Annotated in this window: 20 protein-coding genes and 3 tRNA genes; 13 read left to right on the top strand and 10 right to left on the bottom strand. The window is 40.7% G+C overall.

Annotated features, from left to right (window positions below; all coding sequences use genetic code 11):
- Nucleotides 1-13 precede the first annotated feature (13 nt).
- From ACYQ3A_RS02130 to tpx, 6 genes are all read left to right on the top strand, one after another.
- Nucleotides 14-259: a hypothetical protein gene (locus tag ACYQ3A_RS02130; RefSeq protein ID WP_459895255.1), complete on the top strand. Its 246-nt coding sequence runs from the start codon at nt 14-16 to the stop codon at nt 257-259.
- Nucleotides 252-1,034, top strand: a complete 783-nt coding sequence (locus tag ACYQ3A_RS02125; protein WP_459895253.1) for an inositol monophosphatase family protein — start codon at nt 252-254, stop codon at nt 1,032-1,034. The genes ACYQ3A_RS02130 and ACYQ3A_RS02125 overlap by 8 nt, the downstream gene beginning before the upstream one ends.
- A 2-nt stretch (nt 1,035-1,036) precedes the next feature.
- Nucleotides 1,037-1,924 (top strand): Mrp/NBP35 family ATP-binding protein, encoded by an 888-nt coding sequence (locus ACYQ3A_RS02120; protein ID WP_459895251.1) that lies wholly within the window; start codon nt 1,037-1,039, stop codon nt 1,922-1,924.
- 14 nt (nt 1,925-1,938) lie between these two features.
- Entirely contained in the window at nt 1,939-2,079 is a 141-nt protein-coding gene (locus ACYQ3A_RS02115; RefSeq protein ID WP_459895249.1) for a CD1871A family CXXC motif-containing protein, read from the top strand.
- A gap of 56 nt (nt 2,080-2,135) precedes the next feature.
- On the top strand, nt 2,136-2,918 hold the full coding sequence (locus ACYQ3A_RS02110) for a 4Fe-4S binding protein (protein WP_459895247.1): 783 nt from the start codon (nt 2,136-2,138) through the stop codon (nt 2,916-2,918).
- Between the two features lie 79 nt (nt 2,919-2,997).
- The gene (gene tpx / locus ACYQ3A_RS02105) at nt 2,998-3,507 is read left to right on the top strand and encodes a thiol peroxidase (protein ID WP_459895245.1); all 510 of its coding nucleotides are present in this window, start codon (nt 2,998-3,000) and stop codon (nt 3,505-3,507) included.
- Nucleotides 3,508-3,546: 39 nt separating this feature from the next.
- Here the strand turns inward: tpx and sfsA are convergent, their stop codons facing one another.
- The 6 genes from sfsA to ACYQ3A_RS02075 form a co-directional block, all read right to left on the bottom strand.
- Entirely contained in the window at nt 3,547-4,236 is a 690-nt protein-coding gene (sfsA, locus tag ACYQ3A_RS02100) for a DNA/RNA nuclease SfsA (protein ID WP_459895242.1), read from the bottom strand.
- Nucleotides 4,236-4,889: a histidine phosphatase family protein gene (locus ACYQ3A_RS02095; protein WP_459895239.1), complete on the bottom strand. Its 654-nt coding sequence runs from the start codon at nt 4,887-4,889 to the stop codon at nt 4,236-4,238. Before ACYQ3A_RS02095 ends, sfsA begins: the two co-directional genes overlap by 1 nt.
- A 252-nt stretch (nt 4,890-5,141) precedes the next feature.
- Entirely contained in the window at nt 5,142-6,536 is a 1,395-nt protein-coding gene (gltA, locus tag ACYQ3A_RS02090; protein WP_459895237.1) for an NADPH-dependent glutamate synthase, read from the bottom strand.
- Between the two features lie 2 nt (nt 6,537-6,538).
- Nucleotides 6,539-7,384 (bottom strand): sulfide/dihydroorotate dehydrogenase-like FAD/NAD-binding protein, encoded by an 846-nt coding sequence (locus ACYQ3A_RS02085; protein ID WP_459895235.1) that lies wholly within the window; start codon nt 7,382-7,384, stop codon nt 6,539-6,541.
- A 57-nt stretch (nt 7,385-7,441) separates the two neighbouring features.
- Nucleotides 7,442-8,479, bottom strand: a complete 1,038-nt coding sequence (rlmN, locus tag ACYQ3A_RS02080; protein WP_459895233.1) for a dual-specificity RNA methyltransferase RlmN — start codon at nt 8,477-8,479, stop codon at nt 7,442-7,444.
- Between the two features lie 127 nt (nt 8,480-8,606).
- On the bottom strand, nt 8,607-8,777 hold the full coding sequence (locus tag ACYQ3A_RS02075) for a Trm112 family protein (RefSeq protein WP_459895231.1): 171 nt from the start codon (nt 8,775-8,777) through the stop codon (nt 8,607-8,609).
- A gap of 64 nt (nt 8,778-8,841) precedes the next feature.
- Here ACYQ3A_RS02075 and ACYQ3A_RS02070 point away from each other — a divergent pair.
- The 3 genes from ACYQ3A_RS02070 (at nt 8,842) to ACYQ3A_RS02060 (ending at nt 9,117) form a co-directional block, all read left to right on the top strand.
- Nucleotides 8,842-8,936 (top strand) — tRNA-Ser (locus tag ACYQ3A_RS02070).
- Nucleotides 8,937-8,941: 5 nt separating this feature from the next.
- Nucleotides 8,942-9,017: transfer RNA gene (locus tag ACYQ3A_RS02065), tRNA-Lys, on the top strand.
- Between the two features lie 6 nt (nt 9,018-9,023).
- Nucleotides 9,024-9,117: transfer RNA gene (locus ACYQ3A_RS02060), tRNA-Ser, on the top strand.
- Nucleotides 9,118-9,375: 258 nt separating this feature from the next.
- Here the strand turns inward: ACYQ3A_RS02060 and ACYQ3A_RS02055 are convergent.
- The 4 genes from ACYQ3A_RS02055 to ACYQ3A_RS02040 are packed head-to-tail and all read right to left on the bottom strand — an operon-like array spanning nt 9,376 to nt 13,817.
- The gene (locus ACYQ3A_RS02055; protein ID WP_459895229.1) at nt 9,376-9,918 is read right to left on the bottom strand and encodes a macro domain-containing protein; all 543 of its coding nucleotides are present in this window, start codon (nt 9,916-9,918) and stop codon (nt 9,376-9,378) included.
- A 19-nt stretch (nt 9,919-9,937) separates the two neighbouring features.
- The gene (locus ACYQ3A_RS02050) at nt 9,938-10,657 is read right to left on the bottom strand and encodes a 16S rRNA (uracil(1498)-N(3))-methyltransferase (RefSeq protein WP_459895226.1); all 720 of its coding nucleotides are present in this window, start codon (nt 10,655-10,657) and stop codon (nt 9,938-9,940) included.
- Between the two features lie 3 nt (nt 10,658-10,660).
- Complete coding sequence (locus ACYQ3A_RS02045) at nt 10,661-13,123, bottom strand: ATP-dependent Clp protease ATP-binding subunit (protein ID WP_459895223.1); 2,463 nt, start codon at nt 13,121-13,123, stop codon at nt 10,661-10,663.
- Nucleotides 13,124-13,133: 10 nt separating this feature from the next.
- On the bottom strand, nt 13,134-13,817 hold the full coding sequence (locus ACYQ3A_RS02040; RefSeq protein WP_459895221.1) for an ABC transporter ATP-binding protein: 684 nt from the start codon (nt 13,815-13,817) through the stop codon (nt 13,134-13,136).
- A 17-nt stretch (nt 13,818-13,834) separates the two neighbouring features.
- Between ACYQ3A_RS02040 and ACYQ3A_RS02035 the strand changes: the two genes are divergently transcribed.
- The 4 genes from ACYQ3A_RS02035 to ccsB all read left to right on the top strand — a co-directional run bounded on the left by ACYQ3A_RS02035 (nt 13,835) and on the right by ccsB (nt 18,766).
- Nucleotides 13,835-15,301, top strand: a complete 1,467-nt coding sequence (locus ACYQ3A_RS02035; RefSeq protein ID WP_459895219.1) for an HD domain-containing protein — start codon at nt 13,835-13,837, stop codon at nt 15,299-15,301.
- Entirely contained in the window at nt 15,261-16,373 is a 1,113-nt protein-coding gene (locus tag ACYQ3A_RS02030) for an amidohydrolase family protein (RefSeq protein WP_459895216.1), read from the top strand. The genes ACYQ3A_RS02035 and ACYQ3A_RS02030 overlap by 41 nt, the downstream gene beginning before the upstream one ends.
- A gap of 61 nt (nt 16,374-16,434) precedes the next feature.
- A complete protein-coding gene (gene resB / locus ACYQ3A_RS02025) occupies nt 16,435-17,766 on the top strand; it encodes a cytochrome c biogenesis protein ResB (protein ID WP_459895213.1) in 1,332 nt (443 codons plus the stop codon).
- Nucleotides 17,759-18,766, top strand: a complete 1,008-nt coding sequence (ccsB, locus tag ACYQ3A_RS02020; RefSeq protein ID WP_459895211.1) for a c-type cytochrome biogenesis protein CcsB — start codon at nt 17,759-17,761, stop codon at nt 18,764-18,766. The genes resB and ccsB overlap by 8 nt, the downstream gene beginning before the upstream one ends.
- The last annotated feature ends 8 nt before the right edge of the window (nt 18,767-18,774 follow it).

The following is an 18,774-nucleotide window of genomic DNA, read 5'->3' as shown; positions in this document are numbered from 1 at the left end:
CAGGGAGAAAACAATGTTATCTGAAGAGTTCATAGCAGCTGTTGAAAAAGCATTCACCATGGAAGGATTCGATCTTGCAGTAGAGTTTTCAGACATAGAGACATGGGATGAAGCAATTTTTCATACACAGAGTCTGTTATCGACCAGATCCATGTCCTACGTCTCATTCCACCATACTTTCAAGGTCGAATACCTTCTGGAAAATGGCAACTTAATATCAATAGCATATAGACCACGTCTTGGAGAGTTCTATGAGTAAAGTCCTTGAAACAGCTATAGAAGCTTCAAAGAGAGCAGCAGAAGTCCTGACACACTATTACACAAGGCTTAAAGACATAGAAATAGAACTGAAAGCAAAGAACGACTACGTAACAGAGGCTGACAGAAAATCAGAAATGATTATTATTAAGACTATACAGGAATCGTTCCCTCAACATTCTATCGTTGCAGAGGAAAGTGGTCTCCACTCAGGGAACGAGTGGAAGTGGTACATAGACCCGTTGGATGGAACAAAGAACTTCATTCACGGGTTACCGATTTTCTGCATATCAATAGGAGTTGAGTATAGAGGAGAGTTGGTTGCAGCAGTTATAAATGCTCCTGCTCTTGGAGAACTCTTTACAGCAGAAAAGGGCAGCGGTGCTTACTGTAACAGCAAGAGGATAAAGGTGAGTGATAGACAGTTTGAAGAGGCTTTAGTTGCGACAGGTTTCCCTTTCAGAGGAAAAGACCTGCTGGACAAATATCTTCTCTGCTTTCGGGAAGTTTTCTTGAAAGTTTCGGGCGTCAGGAGGTGCGGTTCAGCAGCTCTTGACCTTGCCTACACTGCAAAAGGTGTGTTTGATGGATTCTGGGAGATGTCCCTTCATCCCTGGGATATAGCTGCCGGTGTTCTCCTTATAGAAGAAGCAGGAGGAAAGGTAAGTGATTTCGATGGTAAGAAAGAATATCTTAAAAGTGGAAACATTATAGGAGCTTCTAAAAATACTTATGACAAACTTTTTGAAATAGTTCATAGACATTTAGGAGGTTAAAAATGGCATTTGATGAAAAAAAATGCGAAGGTTGTGCTCACAAAAGCACTTGCCAAGCTGCTCAGGATCCAATGGACGTTAAACTGACATGCAACCTTTCAAAGATAAAACACAAAATTGGTGTTTTAAGCGGTAAAGGTGGTGTTGGAAAAACAACAGTCGCAACAAACCTTGCAACAGAGTTGGCAAAGAGAGGGTTTAATGTAGGGCTCTTAGATGCCGACCTTCACGGTCCAAACGTAGCAAAAATGCTTGGAGCGGAAGGACAAAGGCTTTTTGCAGATCCTGAAACTCAAACGATAAAGCCATTCATCCCCCTTGGAATGCCAAATCTCAAAGTTGTTTCAATGGCTTTCCTTTTAGAAAACCCTGACCAACCGGTTATCTGGAGAGGACCTCTAAAGCATCAAGCAATAAAGCAGTTCCTTGCAGAAATCGACTGGGGAGAATTGGATTTCCTCCTCGTTGACCTTCCACCAGGAACTGGAGACGAAGCCCTTAGCGTTGCCCAGCTTATAAAACCAATGGATGGCTTTGTAATTGTTACGACTCCACAGGAAGTTTCACTTCTTGACACAAAGAAATCGATCAGCTTTGCAAAAATGATGGACGTTCCAGTTCTTGGAATCATAGAGAACATGAGCGGTCTCATATGTCCCCACTGTGGCAAAGAGATAGATATTTTCAAAAGGGGCGGTGGAGAGAACGCAGCTAAGGAACTTGGAATTCCATTCCTTGGTAGGATTCCGATAGAACCGGTAGTTGTGGAAGCTGGCGATGAAGGTGTTCCAATTGTCATGTCCCATCCTGAAAGCAGGTCAGCAAGAAGCTTTAGAGAGGTTGTTGACAAGCTCTTAGAAGAAGTTGGCGAAGTTGCAAAGGTTGAATGAATCGGGAATTGAAAATGGACAGGAAGAAGATAGCGGCAGGAGCTCTCTTGCTCCTGTCTTTACTTCTAATCATCGCCGGAATCTTTCAGAATGAATTGAGAATCATCTGGAACAACGGAAAAATACTCTGTCTCACCTGCATAGGGATTAAGTGATGCTGAAGGTCCCTTTCTTAAAAAATAGAAGGCTCTTTCAATTTCTAACAGGATTTATGGCAAATTTTCAAATTTTCAACTTCATCACAGCTCGCCTTTACACCGGAAAATTAAAGTCCATTCCCTTTCCGATAATGAACTGTTACGCCTGCCCAGCGTCGGTCTATTCCTGTCCAATTGGAACACTTTCCCACTTTCTTGTCATCTCAAAGATTCCACTCCTAACAGTTGGAGTAATCGCTGCAGTCTCTTCCACATTTGGAAGGTGGATCTGTGGATGGATCTGTCCATTTGGCTTAATTCAGGATCTCCTTCACAAGATTCCATCAATGAAGTTTGATCTTCCCAGACCCTTTGTTTACGTAAAGTATCTAATGCTAATCTTTGGTGTAATCCTACTTCCCTTCCTTTTCAAAGAACATTACTTCTGTATGGTATGTCCAACTGGAACGATAGAGGCAGGAATCTACTGGGTAGCTGCCAGCTCAATGATTCTCAACATGGCTGGACCGTTTTTTCTCTTTAAACTCGCCTTCGGTTCAATGTTCCTCTATGGTTCTATCTTCATAAAGAGACCTTTCTGTAGATACATCTGCCCACTTGGTGCCTTTTTCTCTATTTTTAACAAGCTGAGCATAGTTGATTTAAAGGTGGAGAAAGAAGACTGCATAGAGTGTAACCTCTGTAAGAAATCCTGTCCCGTCAACTATCCAATTTATGAAGATTCAAACTCTCCAGCCTGTTTAAGGTGTCTCAACTGCGTAAGGGTCTGCTCTGTGGTCAAAGTAAACTATCCAACAGTCAAACTATCCAAATTTTCAGAAGATTATCGTAGTTGAATTTTTAGACTCTCAATAAAGTTTAAATTTAGTCAATAATTCTGTATAATAAGATGCAAGCTTTCTAATGGAGGTAAGTATGGCTGAAACAGTTACACTTAAAGGAAATCCTGTTGTTCTTGCAGGTCCAACTCTTAACGTTGGAGACGATGCTCCTGTTGCTTGCGTAGTAAAGAAGGACCTTTCTGAGAAAGCTATTGGTGGAAAGAAGGATAAAGTTCAGCTAATTATCACAGTTCCATCCCTTGACACTCCTGTTTGTGAGATGGAAACTCAGAAGTTCAATAATCTTCTTAAGGACTTTGAGAACGTTGATGTTACAGTAGTTTCTATGGACTTACCTTTTGCAGAAAAAAGATTTTGTGAAAGCTTCAACGTTGAGAATATTGATGTAGCTTCTGACTTTAGATACAGAGATATGGAAAAGTTTGGCGTTCTTATTGCTGAAGGAGCTTTAAAAGGACTTCTTGCAAGATCTGTTTTCATTGTTGATAAGGACGGAAAAATCGCTTACAAGCAACTTGTTCCTGAAATTACCCAAGAACCAAACTACGATGAAGTTATTGAAGCTCTAAAAAAATTAGTTTAAAAAGCTTGTCCTTTGCGGGCAGGCTTTTTCTATTTTTCTCTAACAGAGCTTTATCCTTTCTTTCAGATAAATCCAGCCGTTTTCAGGACAGAAAGAAAGTTTAAAAGCAAAAAACTTAACTCCTATTTGAAGAGCTTTTTCAAAAGTTTTTGAAAACGCTGGGTCTTCAAGTTTGTTAGGTCTAAAACAACGGCACTTTCTAAAAACAAGAAACATTACAGCAGTTCTAAAGCCTCTTTGTTTAAGCTCTATAAGCTCCACTAAATGTTTTCTTCCCCTTTCTGTCGGAGCATCAGGAAAGAGGCAGATATCATTTTCGGATAAATTACAGCCTTTAATTTCAATATAGAAGTTACTGTTAACTCGAAAATCGATTCTACTCTTTCCCCACCTTACCTCTTTCTCAATCTTTGAAGGAATAAAACCTAAAAAGCCTTTCCTGATTACCTCTTCTGCAATTTTTGAGTGGAGGGATGTATTGAGAAAAACCCATTCGTCGTCTTTTTCAACAGCAATTAGCTTATAGTCAAGCCTACCTTTTGGATTTCCTGCCAGAAGAGTTCTTGCCCCGGGAACAAGAAGTTCTTTAAGTCTTCCAGTGTCGGAGATGTGAGCTTTAAAGATTTCTCTATCTACAGAGATAAGCCCTACAAATCTGTTGGGTCTTTCAATAAAAAGCCCCTGGGTGAGATCACCCAGGAGCTCCTTAACATTTAAAATCTTCTCCATTACAGTGATTTCTGAACTTCAAAGTCTATCTCTTTTCCAAGGTGTCCTGTGGCATTTGCAACGTGAACAATAACCTTCTTTGTTTCTGGATAGTACTCAAGAACTGTAATTCCACAGTTTGCCTGCTTGAAAGCCCAGAACTTATTGAGATCAACTCCAAGGAGGTAACACATTATGACTTTGTTTGTTGCATCATGTCCAACAATAACAATCAAATCATCATCATCATGCTTGCTAACAACCTCTTCAAAAGCTCTAACTGCCCTATCGTAAACATCTTTAAGAGTCTCTCCACCCTCTCCAGGCATCTTTACTTCTGCCGGTCTTTCTCTCCATAGTTTCAGGAGCTCTGGATACTTTTTCTCAACTTCAGATGCAAGCATTCCTTCCCACTCACCGTGGTCAATCTCTTTAAAACCTTCTCTCTCTTCTACAGGAAGGTTGTGGTGTTTTGCTATTTCCAGAGCAGTATCCTTACATCTTGAGAGAGGGCTTGAATAAACAGCCTTAACTGGAAAATACTTTAGTGCCTCTCCCACTCTCCTTGCCTGCTCTTTTCCCTCTTCATTGAGAGGTATATCCATCTTTCCCTGATATCTACCTTCTGCATTCCAGACAGTTTTTCCATGTCTAACAAGGATAATCTTCGGCATGTCCATCTCCTTAGAGAGTATTTAAGAAATACAAATTTCTCCCTGTATTGTAAATAAATAAAGCAAAAGATTGAACTCTCTCCCTTGTGGAGGGGAGGTGAAAGGGGTTTTAAAAAATTTGTATCTCCTATATCCCCTTAGAAAAGGGAAAATTTCAAACATTCTAATTAGAGTCCCCCCCTTCAAGGAGGGGACTGGGGGATTTTAACATCTATAGGATAAACTACCGAGGGAACTGACAACAGATCAACTTTACTTACTCATTACATATTCATGAATAGCCTTTGCAGCCTTTCTTCCGTCTCCCATTGCAATAATTACAGTTGAACCACCGTGGATAACGTCACCACCGGCAAAGACACCAGGAAGGTCTGTCATTAAAGTTTCAGGATCTACTAAGATTTCTCCTTTTTTACCTCTTCTTATTTCCTTAACCCCTTCTACAACAACAGGGTTTGGTCCCTGTCCAATTGCCATTACTACTGTATCTACTTCCAGTAGGAACTCTGAACCTGGAATAGGTATAGGTCTTCTTCTTCCTGATTCATCAGGTTCAGAAAGTTCCATTTTTACACACTCTACAGCTTTAAGCCATCCATTTTCTCCAACAAATCTTACAGGGTTTGTAAGGGTCTTGAAGATAACACCTTCTTCTTTTGCGTGGTGAACTTCTTCTACCCTTGCTGGCATTTCTGCTTCAGAACGTCTATAGATAACGTAAACCTCTTCGACTTCTTTTAGTCTTTTGGCTGTTCTTGCAACGTCCATTGCAGTGTTACCACCACCTATAACAGCTACTCTCTTACCTGTGAATACAGGTGTATCATATTCTGGGAATTTGTTAGCTCCCATAAAGATGATTCTTGTTAGGAATTCGTTTGCTGAGTAAACACCGTTAAGGTTAAGACCTTCAATGTTTAACATGTAAGGAAGTCCTGCTCCGGAACCTATGAAAACAGCATCAAACTCTTCGAGAAGCTCATAGATAGTTTTTGTTTTACCTACAATAAAGTTGAGTTCCAGCTTTACTCCCATGTTGAGAAGGAAATCGATTTCCCTTTTTACTGTTTCGTTTGGTAATCTAAACTCTGGAACTCCGTAAACAAGAACTCCACCTGGTTCATGAAGGGCTTCAAATATGGTTACATCATGTCCCAACTTTACGAGGTCTGCTGCACAGGCGATTCCAGCAGGACCAGAACCAACTATTGCTATTTTCTTACCAGTCTTCTCTTTTATCTCAAACTTCTCATAGCCAACAGAAGCTTCGTAATCTCCTGCAAAAGCCTCAAGAGCTCCAATAGCTACAGGGTCTCCTACTTTTCCAACTACACAAGCACCTTCACATTGAATCTCTTGTGGACAAACCCTTCCACAAACAGATGGCATTATGTTTTCTTCCTTAATCTTCCTTGCTGCTTCTACAAATTTTCCTTCTTCAATGAGCTTTAGAAATTGAGGAATTGGAACGCTTACAGGACAAGCCTTTACACAAGGAGCTGTAGGACACTGGAGGCATCTTTTTGCCTCTTCCATTGCAAGTTGGGGAGTGTACCCAAGCTTTACTTCTTTGAAATCCTTTATTCTTTCCTGTGGATCTCTTTCTGGAACTGGTACTCTCTTCTTTATAATTTCCCTCTTAGCCATTATTAACCCCTCTTACAACCGCAGTGTTTTTCTTGAAATCTTTCCATAGCAACTTTCTCAAGTGACTTGAACATGCAGAGCCTGTTCATTAGTTCATCAAAGTCAACTTCATGAGCGTTGAATTCAGGACCATCAACACATGCAAACTTTACTTCTCCTCCAACTGTCACTCTACAGGCACCGCACATTCCGGTACCATCAACCATTATTGGGTTCAATGACGCTATTGTTGGTATCTTGTGGGGTCTTGTAACCTCTGCAACTGCTTTCATCATTGGAACAGGACCCGCACAAATAACCATATCTATTTTTTCACCTTCATCTATAAGTTTTTGAAGGGCATCTGTAACAAGTCCTTTCATTCCATAAGAACCATCGTTGGTTGTTATTATTACCTTATCTGCAAGAATTTTCATTTTATCTTCCCAGAAGATTAAATCCTTACTTCTGAATCCCATTATCACAGTGAGGTTATTCCCTGCTTCTTTTACTCCCTGGCAGATGTGGTGTATTGGAGCAAGTCCAAGTCCACCACCTATGGCAACTACATTCCCCCAGTTCTCTATGTGGGTAGGTTTTCCAAGGGGACCTACCACATCTTTTAATGAGTTACCTTCTTCAAAGCAGGAGAGATGGAAAGTGGACTTTCCTACCCTTTGTACCATTAAGGTTATTGTTCCTGCTTCAGGGTCTTTCTCCGCTATTGTTAGCGGAATTCTCTCCCCCTTAGCTGTTGCTCTAACGATTACAAACTGTCCTGGTTCTGCCTTTCGTGCTATCTGTGGAGCTTCAATCACAAACTCGTCAACGTTTTCTGCCAGCTCTCTCTTGCTAACTATTTTGTACATCTCTCTCTCCTTCAAGGAAATATTTGAAGGTGAATTTTACAAAAATTTTACAAAATTTTAACATCCTTTCAGTTTCTCTTTTGTTCTCAGCATCCCGCAGGCAGCAGAGATATCCTGTCCTCTTGAATCTCTTATGAAAGCTGCAATGTTGTAATCCCAGAGAACTTTCTGGAACTTTTCTATTTGCTCTCTCGGTGAAGGTTCAAAAGGAGCTCCCGGATAAGGATTAAAAGGAATCAGATTGACCTTTACAGGGATTCCTCTAATTAGCTTTACAAGTCTTTTAGCGTCGTCTATTGAATCGTTCACACCTTTGAGCATCACGTACTCAATCATTATTCGTCTTATATTGTCGGCTGGATACCTTCTCAGAGCTGCCATGATTTCAGAGATTGGATACCTTCTGTTGAGTGGAACAATTTCTTCTCTGGTCTTATCGGTTGTTGCATGGAGTGAAACTGCAAGTTTAACTTTGTTCATTTCCTTAGCCATTCTGTCAATACCGGGAACTATTCCAACAGTTGAGATTGTTATCTTCCTTGTTGAGAGGTCAAGCATATTTCTATCTGTCATTATCTCAACAGCTTTCTTGACATTGTCAAAGTTGAGAAGAGGCTCTCCCATTCCCATAAAGACAACGTTTGAGATTCTTCTGTCTTCCCCTACATCTCTTTGAACATGAATGTACTGATCAACTATCTCTGCTGCCGTAAGATTCCTTGTAAAACCATCCTTTGCAGTAAGACAGAACTTACACTGAGCAGGACAGCCAACCTGAGTGGAAACACAAAGGGTGTTCCAGTCTTTTTCAGGAATAAATACGGACTCAATCCTATTTCCATCTTCAAGCTCAAAGAGGTACTTTCTGGTTCCATCGGCAGACTCTTCAACCTTCACAAGCTTCAAGACGTCTATTTTCGCATTTTCAGAAAGGAGCTTCCTTGCAGATTTGGAAATGTTTGTCATCTCGTCAAAGGATTTAACCCTCTTCTTGTAGAGCCACTGAGCTATCTGTTTAGCTCTATACTTCTCAAGTCCAAGATTCTGGACAAAATTCTGGAGTTCTTCGAAGTTTAGATTTTTTATCTTGACCATCTTTGTTCCTCAATCGGGTTAATATTATGTGGTGGTTTATCTTTTTCTTTTAACAGTTTTCACAATTCCATAGATAGTGGAACCTAAAAAGGCAACTGTCAAAATGAGAGATAGGAGAAAACTAAGTTTACTCATCGACTTCCTCAGCTTCTTCAATGAGCATTACGGGAATATCATCAACTATTGGATATGCCAGTTTACACTTGTGGCATATTAATCTGTTCTCTTTTTCTCTGTATTCAAGATCTCCTTTACATTTTGGACAGGCAAGGATTTTAAGGAGCTCTTCCGGTAGCATACCAGCCTCCGTGGTGGAATCTTGACACACTAAAACATAAGGTATATTTTTCACTTACGCAATCGGAGGGGTGGCCGAGTCTGGCTGAAGGCGGGTGACTTGAAATCACCTGAGGGCCTAACCAGCCCTCCGGGGGTTCAAATCCCTCCCCCTCCGCCATAAGTGGGCCGCTAGCTCAGTTGGTAGAGCAACGGACTTTTAATCCGTAGGTCCCAGGTTCGAGTCCTGGGCGGCTCACCATTCGATGGAGAGGTGGCCGAGCTGGCTGAAGGCGCTCGCCTGCTAAGCGAGTGTACCCCCAAAAGGGGTACCGCGGGTTCGAATCCCGCCCTCTCCGCCATTTACCTGTTCTTGCGGTCTTTCAGCAACCCATCCAGTTCTACAGACTCTCTGGATCTCGTCATTACCTTTAAAAGCAGGCAGTTGTAGAGTTGATTTTCTATTTTTTAATGAAGAACAACAAGCACTTAAAACTTTCTTACGGTTTACCTTAACCTCCTTTGGCAAAGAGAGAATCGTTTTAGCATCTTTAAAATACCAGGTGTTTTTACTACTATTCTGAATCTGCTTTAGCAGGTCTTATCCATCAACCACTCGTCTACTCAACTATTTTTACTTCTTTGTAGAAAAGTTCTGCCGTAAGCATATCAATGTTTGTAAAGTGAATTTCCTTTATGATAGTGTCTGGATTGTTATCTATATATTTTAGAACTTCGTCAACAATAACTTTTACTCCCAGTTCCTTTGGATAACCAAAAATTCCTGTGCTTACAGCAGGAAGTGCTACAGACTTAACTTCTAACTCTTCTGCAACTTCAAGGGCAGACCTTATGGCACTTCTTAATTTTTCTTCTTCGTTTCCCTCACCCCAAACAGGTCCAACCGTATGTATAACGTACTTTGCTTTTAGTTTTCCTGCAGAGGTATATGTAGCCCTTCCAACAGGAACGTAACCTATCCTGTCACTTTCCTCCTGAATGATTTTTCCACCCTTTTTTACAATAGCTCCTGCTACTCCCCCACCATGCTGTAGAGAACTGTTAGCGGCGTTTACAATGGCTTCTGTCTCTTCGTCTGTTATATCTCCGTGAATTACCCTGAGGGTTACTCCCTTATAATCTTTCTCAAGGAGCGTTTCCATCCCTACCCCTCGATAGTACTTATCCAAGATCACCCCATGTATACTGGACAAGAGTCATTCCTGCTATTGCAGCTGTTTCTGCCCTTAAGATTCTCTTTCCAAGGTAGATGGGTTTAAATCCTTTTTCCTTTAAAATTTCTATTTCCTCTTTATCGAGTCCACCTTCTGGACCAACTATAAATGAAACAGAAGAAGCACTAAATGATTCATAATCCTTTAGGCTTTTTCCACCTTTTTCCCATAGAACAAAAGCAAGCTCTGAGTTATCTTCTATCTCTGGAAGTCTCACCGGTTGATGTATTACAGGAAGGATGTTTCTTCCACACTGCTTTGCTGCATTTATTACTATCTCTTCCCACCTTCTCAGTTTGTTTTCCCAGTTTTTAACATTCTGGGCATTTGATGACCGTTTACAGATTACAGGCACAATTTCTGTTACACCCAACTCTGTTGCCTTCTGAATTGCCAGTTCAAACTTCTGAAGTTTATTTGTCAATCCCATGTAAAGAGTAGACCTTAAATGGCTGTCTCTGTTTATGTTTATCTCTTCAAGGACTTTAAGTCTAACTGAAGTTGGGGAGGCAGCTTCAATTTCCGCTAAGTATTCCTTCCCTTCTCCATCGAAGATTATTATTTCATCACCTTTTCTTAGCCTTAAAACTTTTAAAACGTGGCGGGCTTCCTGTCCCCGCAGGTAAGCCACACCACCGCTGACTTTATCGACTTTAAACCGTCGCATTCTTTATACTCCTGTTGTCTCTTTCTTCTTTCTCTCCTTTTTCTCTCTTACAGAGATTTTACCTTTTGGTGTTACGTCAAAGATAACGTTTCCACCCTCTGTAAACCTTCCCATCAGTATTTCATCTGTAAGTCTGTCTTCAATAAGAGTCTGGAGAGCACGTCTTATTGTCCTTGCACCATACTCTTTTCTAAACTCTCTGTTGACAACGTATTCTATAAACCTGTTTGTAACGTGAACCTGGAGGTTTCTCTCTTTGAGCTCTTCGTTGAGTCTTTCCACCTGTTTTCTTACAATCTCCTTGACATCTTCTTTTGTGAGAGGATGGAAGACGATTATTCCGTCAAGCCTGTTGATAAATTCAGGCTTGAAGTAACGCTTAACCTCATCCAGAACAAAGGATTTCATTCTCTCAAAGGAACGTTCCTCTTCCTTTCCATCAGCTATCTCAAATCCCATTCCTTTCTGGGAAGAAATAAGGTGTTTAGCTCCAAGGTTTGAAGTCATGATGAGTATCGTGTTTGTAAACGAAACCGTCCTTCCAAGTCCATCCGTGAGTCTTCCATCTTCCATTATCTGGAGAAGGATATTTAGAACGTCAGGATGGGCTTTCTCTATCTCATCGAGAAGAATTACAGTGTAGGGTTTTCTTCTAACAGCTTCTGTGAGCTGACCACCTTCTTCGTATCCAACGTATCCTGGAGGCGCACCGATAAGCCTTGATACTGTGTGTTTCTCCATGTATTCAGACATGTCGATTCTGACCATTGCTTTCTCATCACCAAAGAGCGTCTCGGCAAGGGCTTTTGCAAGCTCAGTTTTACCAACACCTGTTGGTCCAAGGAAGAGGAAAGAACCAATGGGTCTCTGTGAGTTGCTTCTTATACCAAGCCTTGAACGTTTGATAGCCTTTGCAACTGCTCTGACTGCCTCTTCCTGACCTACAACCCTCTTGTGGAGCTCGGTTTCAAGTTTAAGCAGTTTCTCAGCCTCTTTCTCCTGAAGCTGCTGTACAGGTATTCCAGTCCAGAGCGCAACAATTTCTTCAACTTTCGATTCGTCTATAACTATCTTCTCTTCCTTCTGTTTCTGTTTAAGCTCTCTTTTCAGCTCCTCAAGTTCTGCAAGGAGGGAAAGCTCCTGCTGCTTGTAGTAATGGGCTTTCTCATACTCTGCCATTGCAAGAGCTTCTTCTTTTAGAGATTTAACCTTTTCAATTTCCTTTTCGAGCACCTCAACCCTACTATCTTTCCGACTTGCCTGAAGCTGAGCCTTTGCTCCAGCCTCATCAATGATGTCTATTGCCTTATCAGGCAGTTTCCTGTCGTTTATATACCTCACAGCAAGCTTAACTGCCCTTTCGATAGCTCCATCTGTTATCTTAACGTTGTGGAACTCTTCAAATTTTGGCTTGAGTCCTTTGAGAATTTCAATCGTATCCTCGATGGAAGGTTCCTCAACCATTACAGGCTGGAATCTCCTTTCAAGAGCTCCATCCTTCTCTATGTACTTCCTGTACTCGTCAATCGTTGTTGCACCAATTACCTGAATCTCACCTCTCGAGAGAGAAGGCTTCAATATGTTTGAAGCGTCCATTGAGCCTTCTGCAGCACCAGCCCCAACAAGAGTATGAATTTCATCAATAAAAAGGATTATGTCTTTGTTATTTTCAAGTTCCTTAACAATAGCTTTCAGTCTCTCTTCAAACTGACCTCTATACTTAGTTCCTGCGATGAGAGAGGCCATATCAAGAGATACTATCCTTTTGTCTTTAAGTTTCTCAGGCACATCACCCTTTGCAATCTTCAGAGCAAGTCCTTCAACAATTGCAGTTTTACCAACGCCGGGCTCACCAATGAGAACAGGGTTGTTTTTCCTGCGCCTTGCAAGAATATGGGTGACCCTTTCAATTTCCTTCTCTCTTCCTATCACCGGATCGAGCTTACCTTCCTCTGCAAGCTTTGTAAGATCCCTTCCAAACTTATCAAGGTTTGGCGTAGATGTTCTTTTTGTAGTTTTCCTCTCCCTTGCAATTCCCTTCAGGAGATTGGAAACTTCTCTTCTAAGAGTGTAGTGATCAAGGCCATAGCTTCTGAGTATCCTTCCGGCAAGTCCAAGCCTTTCTTTGGCAAGGGCTATGAAGAGATGCTCCGGCCCAACGTAAGCATGTCCTAAGATTTTGGACTCCTCGAGAGCATGCTCAAGAACTCTCCTTGCCTCTGTTGAGAATGTAATAGTATTAACATCAACCTCGTAGCTTACAGGCTGAATCTGAGATATGATAATTTCCTGAATTCTCGCCTTTGAAATGTTATACTTCGCCAATATTTGATTTGTTATCTCATCTTCTTTGAGAAGAGTTAGAAGGATATGCTCAGTTCCCAGTTTCTCACACCTCAGGACGACAGCCTGCTCTTTTGATTTGATAATTATCTGTCTTGCCTTTGCTGTAAATCTTTCAAACATACACACTCCTTCAATAGGTTTTATTAGTTAAAACGCCGTCCTTTATAAAGTATACGTTATCAGCAAACTTTTCCAGTTCTCTATTGTGGGTTGCTATTAAAAAGGTAATGCCAAACTTTCGGTTGAGCTTCTGCATGAGGGTAACAACGGAGGTTGCGGTTTCGGTATCAAGGTTTCCAGTAGGTTCATCCGCTAAGACAACTTCGGGAGAGTTTACGAGGGCCCGTGCAATGGCAACTCTCTGCTTTTCTCCACCAGAAATCTCAAATGGTCTGTGAGATAATCTATGCCCAAGTCCTATAACGTGCAATAACTCCATCGCTCGTTCTTTTGCTTCTAACTTACCTATCCCTGAGAGAAGTAAAGGAACCATTACATTTTCAAGGATTGTCAATTCATTGATAAGATAATGAAACTGAAAAACAAAGCCTATTTTCCTGTTTCTGAAAATGGCAAGTTCCCTACGCTTGCGTTGAAAGAGATTCTTTCCTTTGTAAAGAACTTCGCCTTTTGTAGGTTTATCGAGGGTTCCAAGAATATGAAGAAGGGTCGATTTCCCGGAACCAGAAGCTCCCATCAGGAGAGAAAACTCTCCCTTTTTCAACTTTAAGTTTACTCCTCTTAGCGCTTCAACTCGATCTGTCTCTGTCTCGTAAACCTTCCAGAGATTAACCGCCTCGATTACAGTTTCCATCCTATATAATCTCCTTTATGGAAAAGAGAGTACATAAACTTACCTTCTACCATCCCGTAGTTGAGAAGATAGCAGCCTGTTTTGAAAAGGCATACCTTGTCGGCGGCTTCGTTAGGGATAGGCTTTTAAGAATTCTAAAGGAATCCATAGATATAGACATCTCGACTCCTGATGATCTTTCAAAAGTCAAAAATTGTGTTTCCAGAGCCTTAAATATCTCCTCATTCACATTTGAAAAAGAGAAAACTGTTGTTACATTCATAGGCAATGACTTCCGCATTGATATCAGCAACCTTTACGGAGAAACCGTAGAAAAAGATCTCCTTAAAAGGGATTTTACAATAAACGCAATTGCTGTCGATATTTCGGAGCTCTTTCTCCCATTTAACGATGATGTTCTCCTGATTGATCCTTCTAACGGATTTGAGGATCTTCAGAAAGGATTGATAAGACCGATTACTGCGACATCCATAACGGATGACCCGGTCAGGATTGTTCGTGGTGTTCGGTTAAAAGTTCTTCTTGACTTTGAATACCATTCCTCTTTTCTCGAACAGTCAAGGGCAAATTCGGAAAAGTTGAAAGAAAGTGCTGTTGAGAGAATGAAGGAGGAACTTATAAAGATTCTCAAAATCAATCGGTCAGCAGGGGCCTTCAGAGATCTTGATTATTTAGATGCTTTTGTTCACATTTTCCCTGAACTATCAGACCTTGAAAAAATTCCTCCTTCCGGACTCCATCAGTACAACCTTAAAGAGCACACATTCCGAACAGTTGAGTTCCTCGAAAACTACTGTCTTGAGAAAAAAGAGGAAATACTTCTGGAGTTCTCTGAAGAAATTGGAAAACAAGAGTTTCTTCCAGGATTTTTCGACTCTCACTCCCTGAAACTTGTGGCTCTCTACCACGATGTTGGGAAACCTCTGACAGTTAAAGAGAAGGATGGCAAACTGACTTTTTACAGCCATGATAAGGTAGGAGCTGAGATAGCAAAGAAAGCTTTCATAAGGCTTGGATTTGGGAAAAAAGCTGTGAATTTTGGATTTAAAGTTATTAGACACCATTTAAGACCTTTCTTCCTTTACAATCTCTTTAAAAAAGAACAACTCTCGGACAGAGCCATTTACAGGTTCTTCAGGGACACAGAGCCATATAGCTTTCACACTCTTTTTCATAGCGTTGCTGACTGGATGGCTACTTCTACTGAAATGGAGAAAGGAGTTGATGAGTTCATAGGCTTTATCCATTTTCTACTGAGGTTTTACAGGGAAAGGTTAAAAGATCTGAAGCCTCTTCTCTCTGGAAAAGAGATTATGGAAATCAAGGGTTTTGATAAACCTAATAGATGCGTTGGAATAATCAAAAAGAAAATGCTGGAGCTCCAAGCGATCGACAGAATTAAAACAATCGAGGATGCAATCAACTTTGTAAGAGGATACTCCTGTGAAAATCCTGATAAAGGCGGACTGGATTGTAACTCCTGATATAGAAGCGATAAGAGACGGTTACGCTGTAGTCAAAGATGGCAGGATAGACGGCTACTATAAGAGGAAACCGGAAGGAAATTTTCAGAAAGAACTGAATTTAAAAGGTGTTCTATACCCTCCTTTTGTCAATGCCCATACACACTTAGAGCTTTCAAATTTGAGCTTCTTACCAGACAAGTTTGCTTCCTTCTTTGACTGGCTTCTCTGGATAATTGGGAAAAGACAATCCTTTTCAATTGAAGAGATAGAAAAAGCTGTAATCAAAGGGCTAAAAGAGTCTGAAAAACATGGAGTGATTTACGTTGGAGATATCTCCTCCTTTGGAGTTTCAAAAAAGTTTATAAAAAGAGGATTTTCTTATCTGGAAGTTATAGGGAAAGACTTTGACGTTACCTCTCTACATCCACCCCTTTCTATCCATTCAGTATATTCAGTTTCATTTAAGCTCATCAGAAAGATTGCTACAGATTCACAGGAAAGAGGATATAGATTCCAGATCCATCTCGGAGAAACCGCAGATGAAAAGGCTTTCGTAAGGTGCAAAGAAAACAGATTTGAAAGCTTGATCTATCCCTTTCTGGGAAGAAAGAGATATGAGAGAGTCTGCTCAAAGGATCTTATAGACTACATAGAAAAAGCGGGAGCTCTGAATGAAAACATGATAGCGGTCCACTGTACGAACTTATCCAGAAGAGAACTTGATATTCTTATAAAATCGGGTTGTGGAATTGTTCTCTGTCCACGAAGCAACATTCATCTCAAAACAGGCTTTCCAGATATTCAACACCTTATAGATTATGAAAAAGTTGGTATCGGAACTGACGGATTAAGCACAAATGTCTCTCTTTCAGTAGTTTCAGAGATAAAAACCATTTACTACAAACTTGAAGGTACCATTCCCGTTAAAAAACTATTCAGGCTAATTACCTCTGGAGGTGCTAAAACACTTGGAATAGAAAACTACCATCAAAAACCTTGCTTTACCTTTTGCAAAACAGAAAAAGAAGTGGAAGATCCTTTTGATTTATTCCTTTCAGACTTCTTAACGTTTGAAATTCTTGACTTATGAGATTTAGTTTGATTTAATAGTTGAAAATTGACTGCGAGAACATGGACAGCAAGGAGAAAGAATGCTTAAGAAAATCTACGACTTCTTCAGCTCAGTAAAGCTCGCCATATTTCTCCTCCTGACTCTTGCTGTTACCTCCATCATTGGAACAATCATTGAACAGCAGCAGGATCCGGATAAGTACCTGAGAGAGTATGGAGAAACAACTTACAAGATCTTTAAATTCCTCGGTTTCACAGATGTTTACCACTCCTGGTGGTATATCCTGCTCCTAACACTTCTGGCAATCAACCTGATTGTTTGTTCAATTAAAAGACTTCCAAAAATTTGGAAGGTTGCAAAAGAGCCCCGAAAAACCCTTCCAGAAGGTTATGAGAAAACTCTGAGAGTTGTTCACCGGATAACTCTTGCTGGCAATGTTGAAGATATAAAAGATTCCATTCTGAATACCCTCAAAAAGCTTCGTTATAAATCAGAAGTTTCAAAAGAAGAAACAGAGGAAGTTCATATTTTCGCCGATAAAAATGTCTTCGCAAGGTTTGGTGTTTACATAGTCCACTTTGGAGTTCTGATTGTTCTGATAGGAGGGTTGATTACAGCTATTTTTGGTTACAGAGGTTATATGAATCTTTCAGAAGGTACCCGCAGTAATCTGGTAAGTTTCTTCAGTGGTCCAAAAGTCATAGAGCTCCCATTCTACATAAAGTGCAACAAGTTCACTATAGATTTCTATCCTTCAGGCATGCCTAAGGCTTATATATCTGATCTCTCGGTAATTGAAAACGGAAAAGAGGTTTACAGGAAAGAGATAAAAGTTAACGACCCTCTGAAATACAAAGGCGTCTATTTCTACCAGGCAAGCTACGGGCAGGGAGAAGCAATCTTACAGATCAAGAAAGGGAACAAGACTGAAACAGTTGGACTTGCCTTTGGACAACCTATCAAGTTTGGAAAAGATACTTATCTGAGGATTATCAGCCTTGACGGAAGAACGATGACCATAGGAATTGAGTTTATTCAAAATAAGAAAATAGAGGAAGGGATAATAAAGCCATTCATGTTCTATAAAATTCCTGGAACTGACATTGCTTTCTCAGTTGTTGATGTCAAACCTGTATTTTATACTGGTCTTCAGGTTGCTAAAGACCCTGGAACTTGGATTGTCTGGGTTGGAAGTACAATTCTCATCCTTGGACTTATAGTTGCTTTCTTTATTCCCCACAGGAGAGTTTGGGCAAGAATAAAAAAAGGAAAAGAAGGAAAGGTTACTCTTGTAATTGGTGGAATAACAAACAAAGGGACAGAAGGACTTGCAAAGGAGCTGGAGGAGGTCTTAGGGGTAGTGAAGTCTTCATACTGTCCAAATACCCCTAAGGAGGAAAGAGATGATTAATTCAGTAACTCTTTTCAATGCAGGAATGGTGGCATTTTTCTTAGCATTTCTTTTCTACACCATCCATACCTTTTCAAAGAGTTCCTGGTCTGGAAAACTTGGAACTTACCTTGCATGGCTTGGAGTCGTTGTTCAAGGAGCAGCGTTCATTGTGAGGGGAGTAGAAAAGGCAAAGGTCAATATGGTTTCTGATTGGACTGCCTTTTATAAATATGCTCCTTTCACAAACATGTACGAATCTCTCATGCTCTTTGGCTGGACAGCAGTTCTCCTTTACCTGCTTTTTGAGTGGAAGTACAGAAATAAAGCCTTTGGTATGTTTGTTATTCCTTTAGCTCTGATGGGAGAGCTTTCAACACAGATTTTAGGTTTCAACCCGGAAGCACAACCCCTCGTTCCAGCACTTCAGAGTAACTGGCTTCTCTTCCACGTTGTCACAACATTCATAGGTTACGCTGCCGCTGCTGTAAGTGCAGGAGTAGCTTATGCCTATTTTGCGAAACGGGATGATACAACAGGAAAAGACTGGATGGTAATCTTCGTAACGACCTGGTTTATTTTCTTCTTTATCATCTACTCAGCTTACAGGGAAAACGTTTTTCTCTTTCTTGGAGTTTCATCCGTAGTAGCTGCTACTTTCTGTGGATTTCTTTTCATACTCAAAAGATACGGAATTACAAAGATTTTCCCTTCTATAGAAACGATGGAACAGATAATGTATCAGTCTGTAGCCGTTGGCTTTGTCTTTCTGACAATTGGAATTATACTGGGAGCTGTTTGGGCAAAGTATGCGTGGGGCGGATACTGGTCCTGGGATCCAAAAGAGACCTGGTCACTGATTACATGGCTCGTTTACGCAGCCTATCTTCATGCGAGATATATCAAGGGACTTTCTGGCAAGCCTTTAGCTTATTTTACAATCATAGGTTTTCTGAGTGTTATCTTCACTTACTATGGAGTTAACTTAATCATTCCCGGCCTCCACAGTTACGCCCAGTAGGATATCTT

Source organism: Desulfurobacterium crinifex, assembly GCF_054656775.1.
Note: the sequence above shows the minus strand (reverse complement) of the source record. Positions and strands in the feature narration are given on the sequence as shown.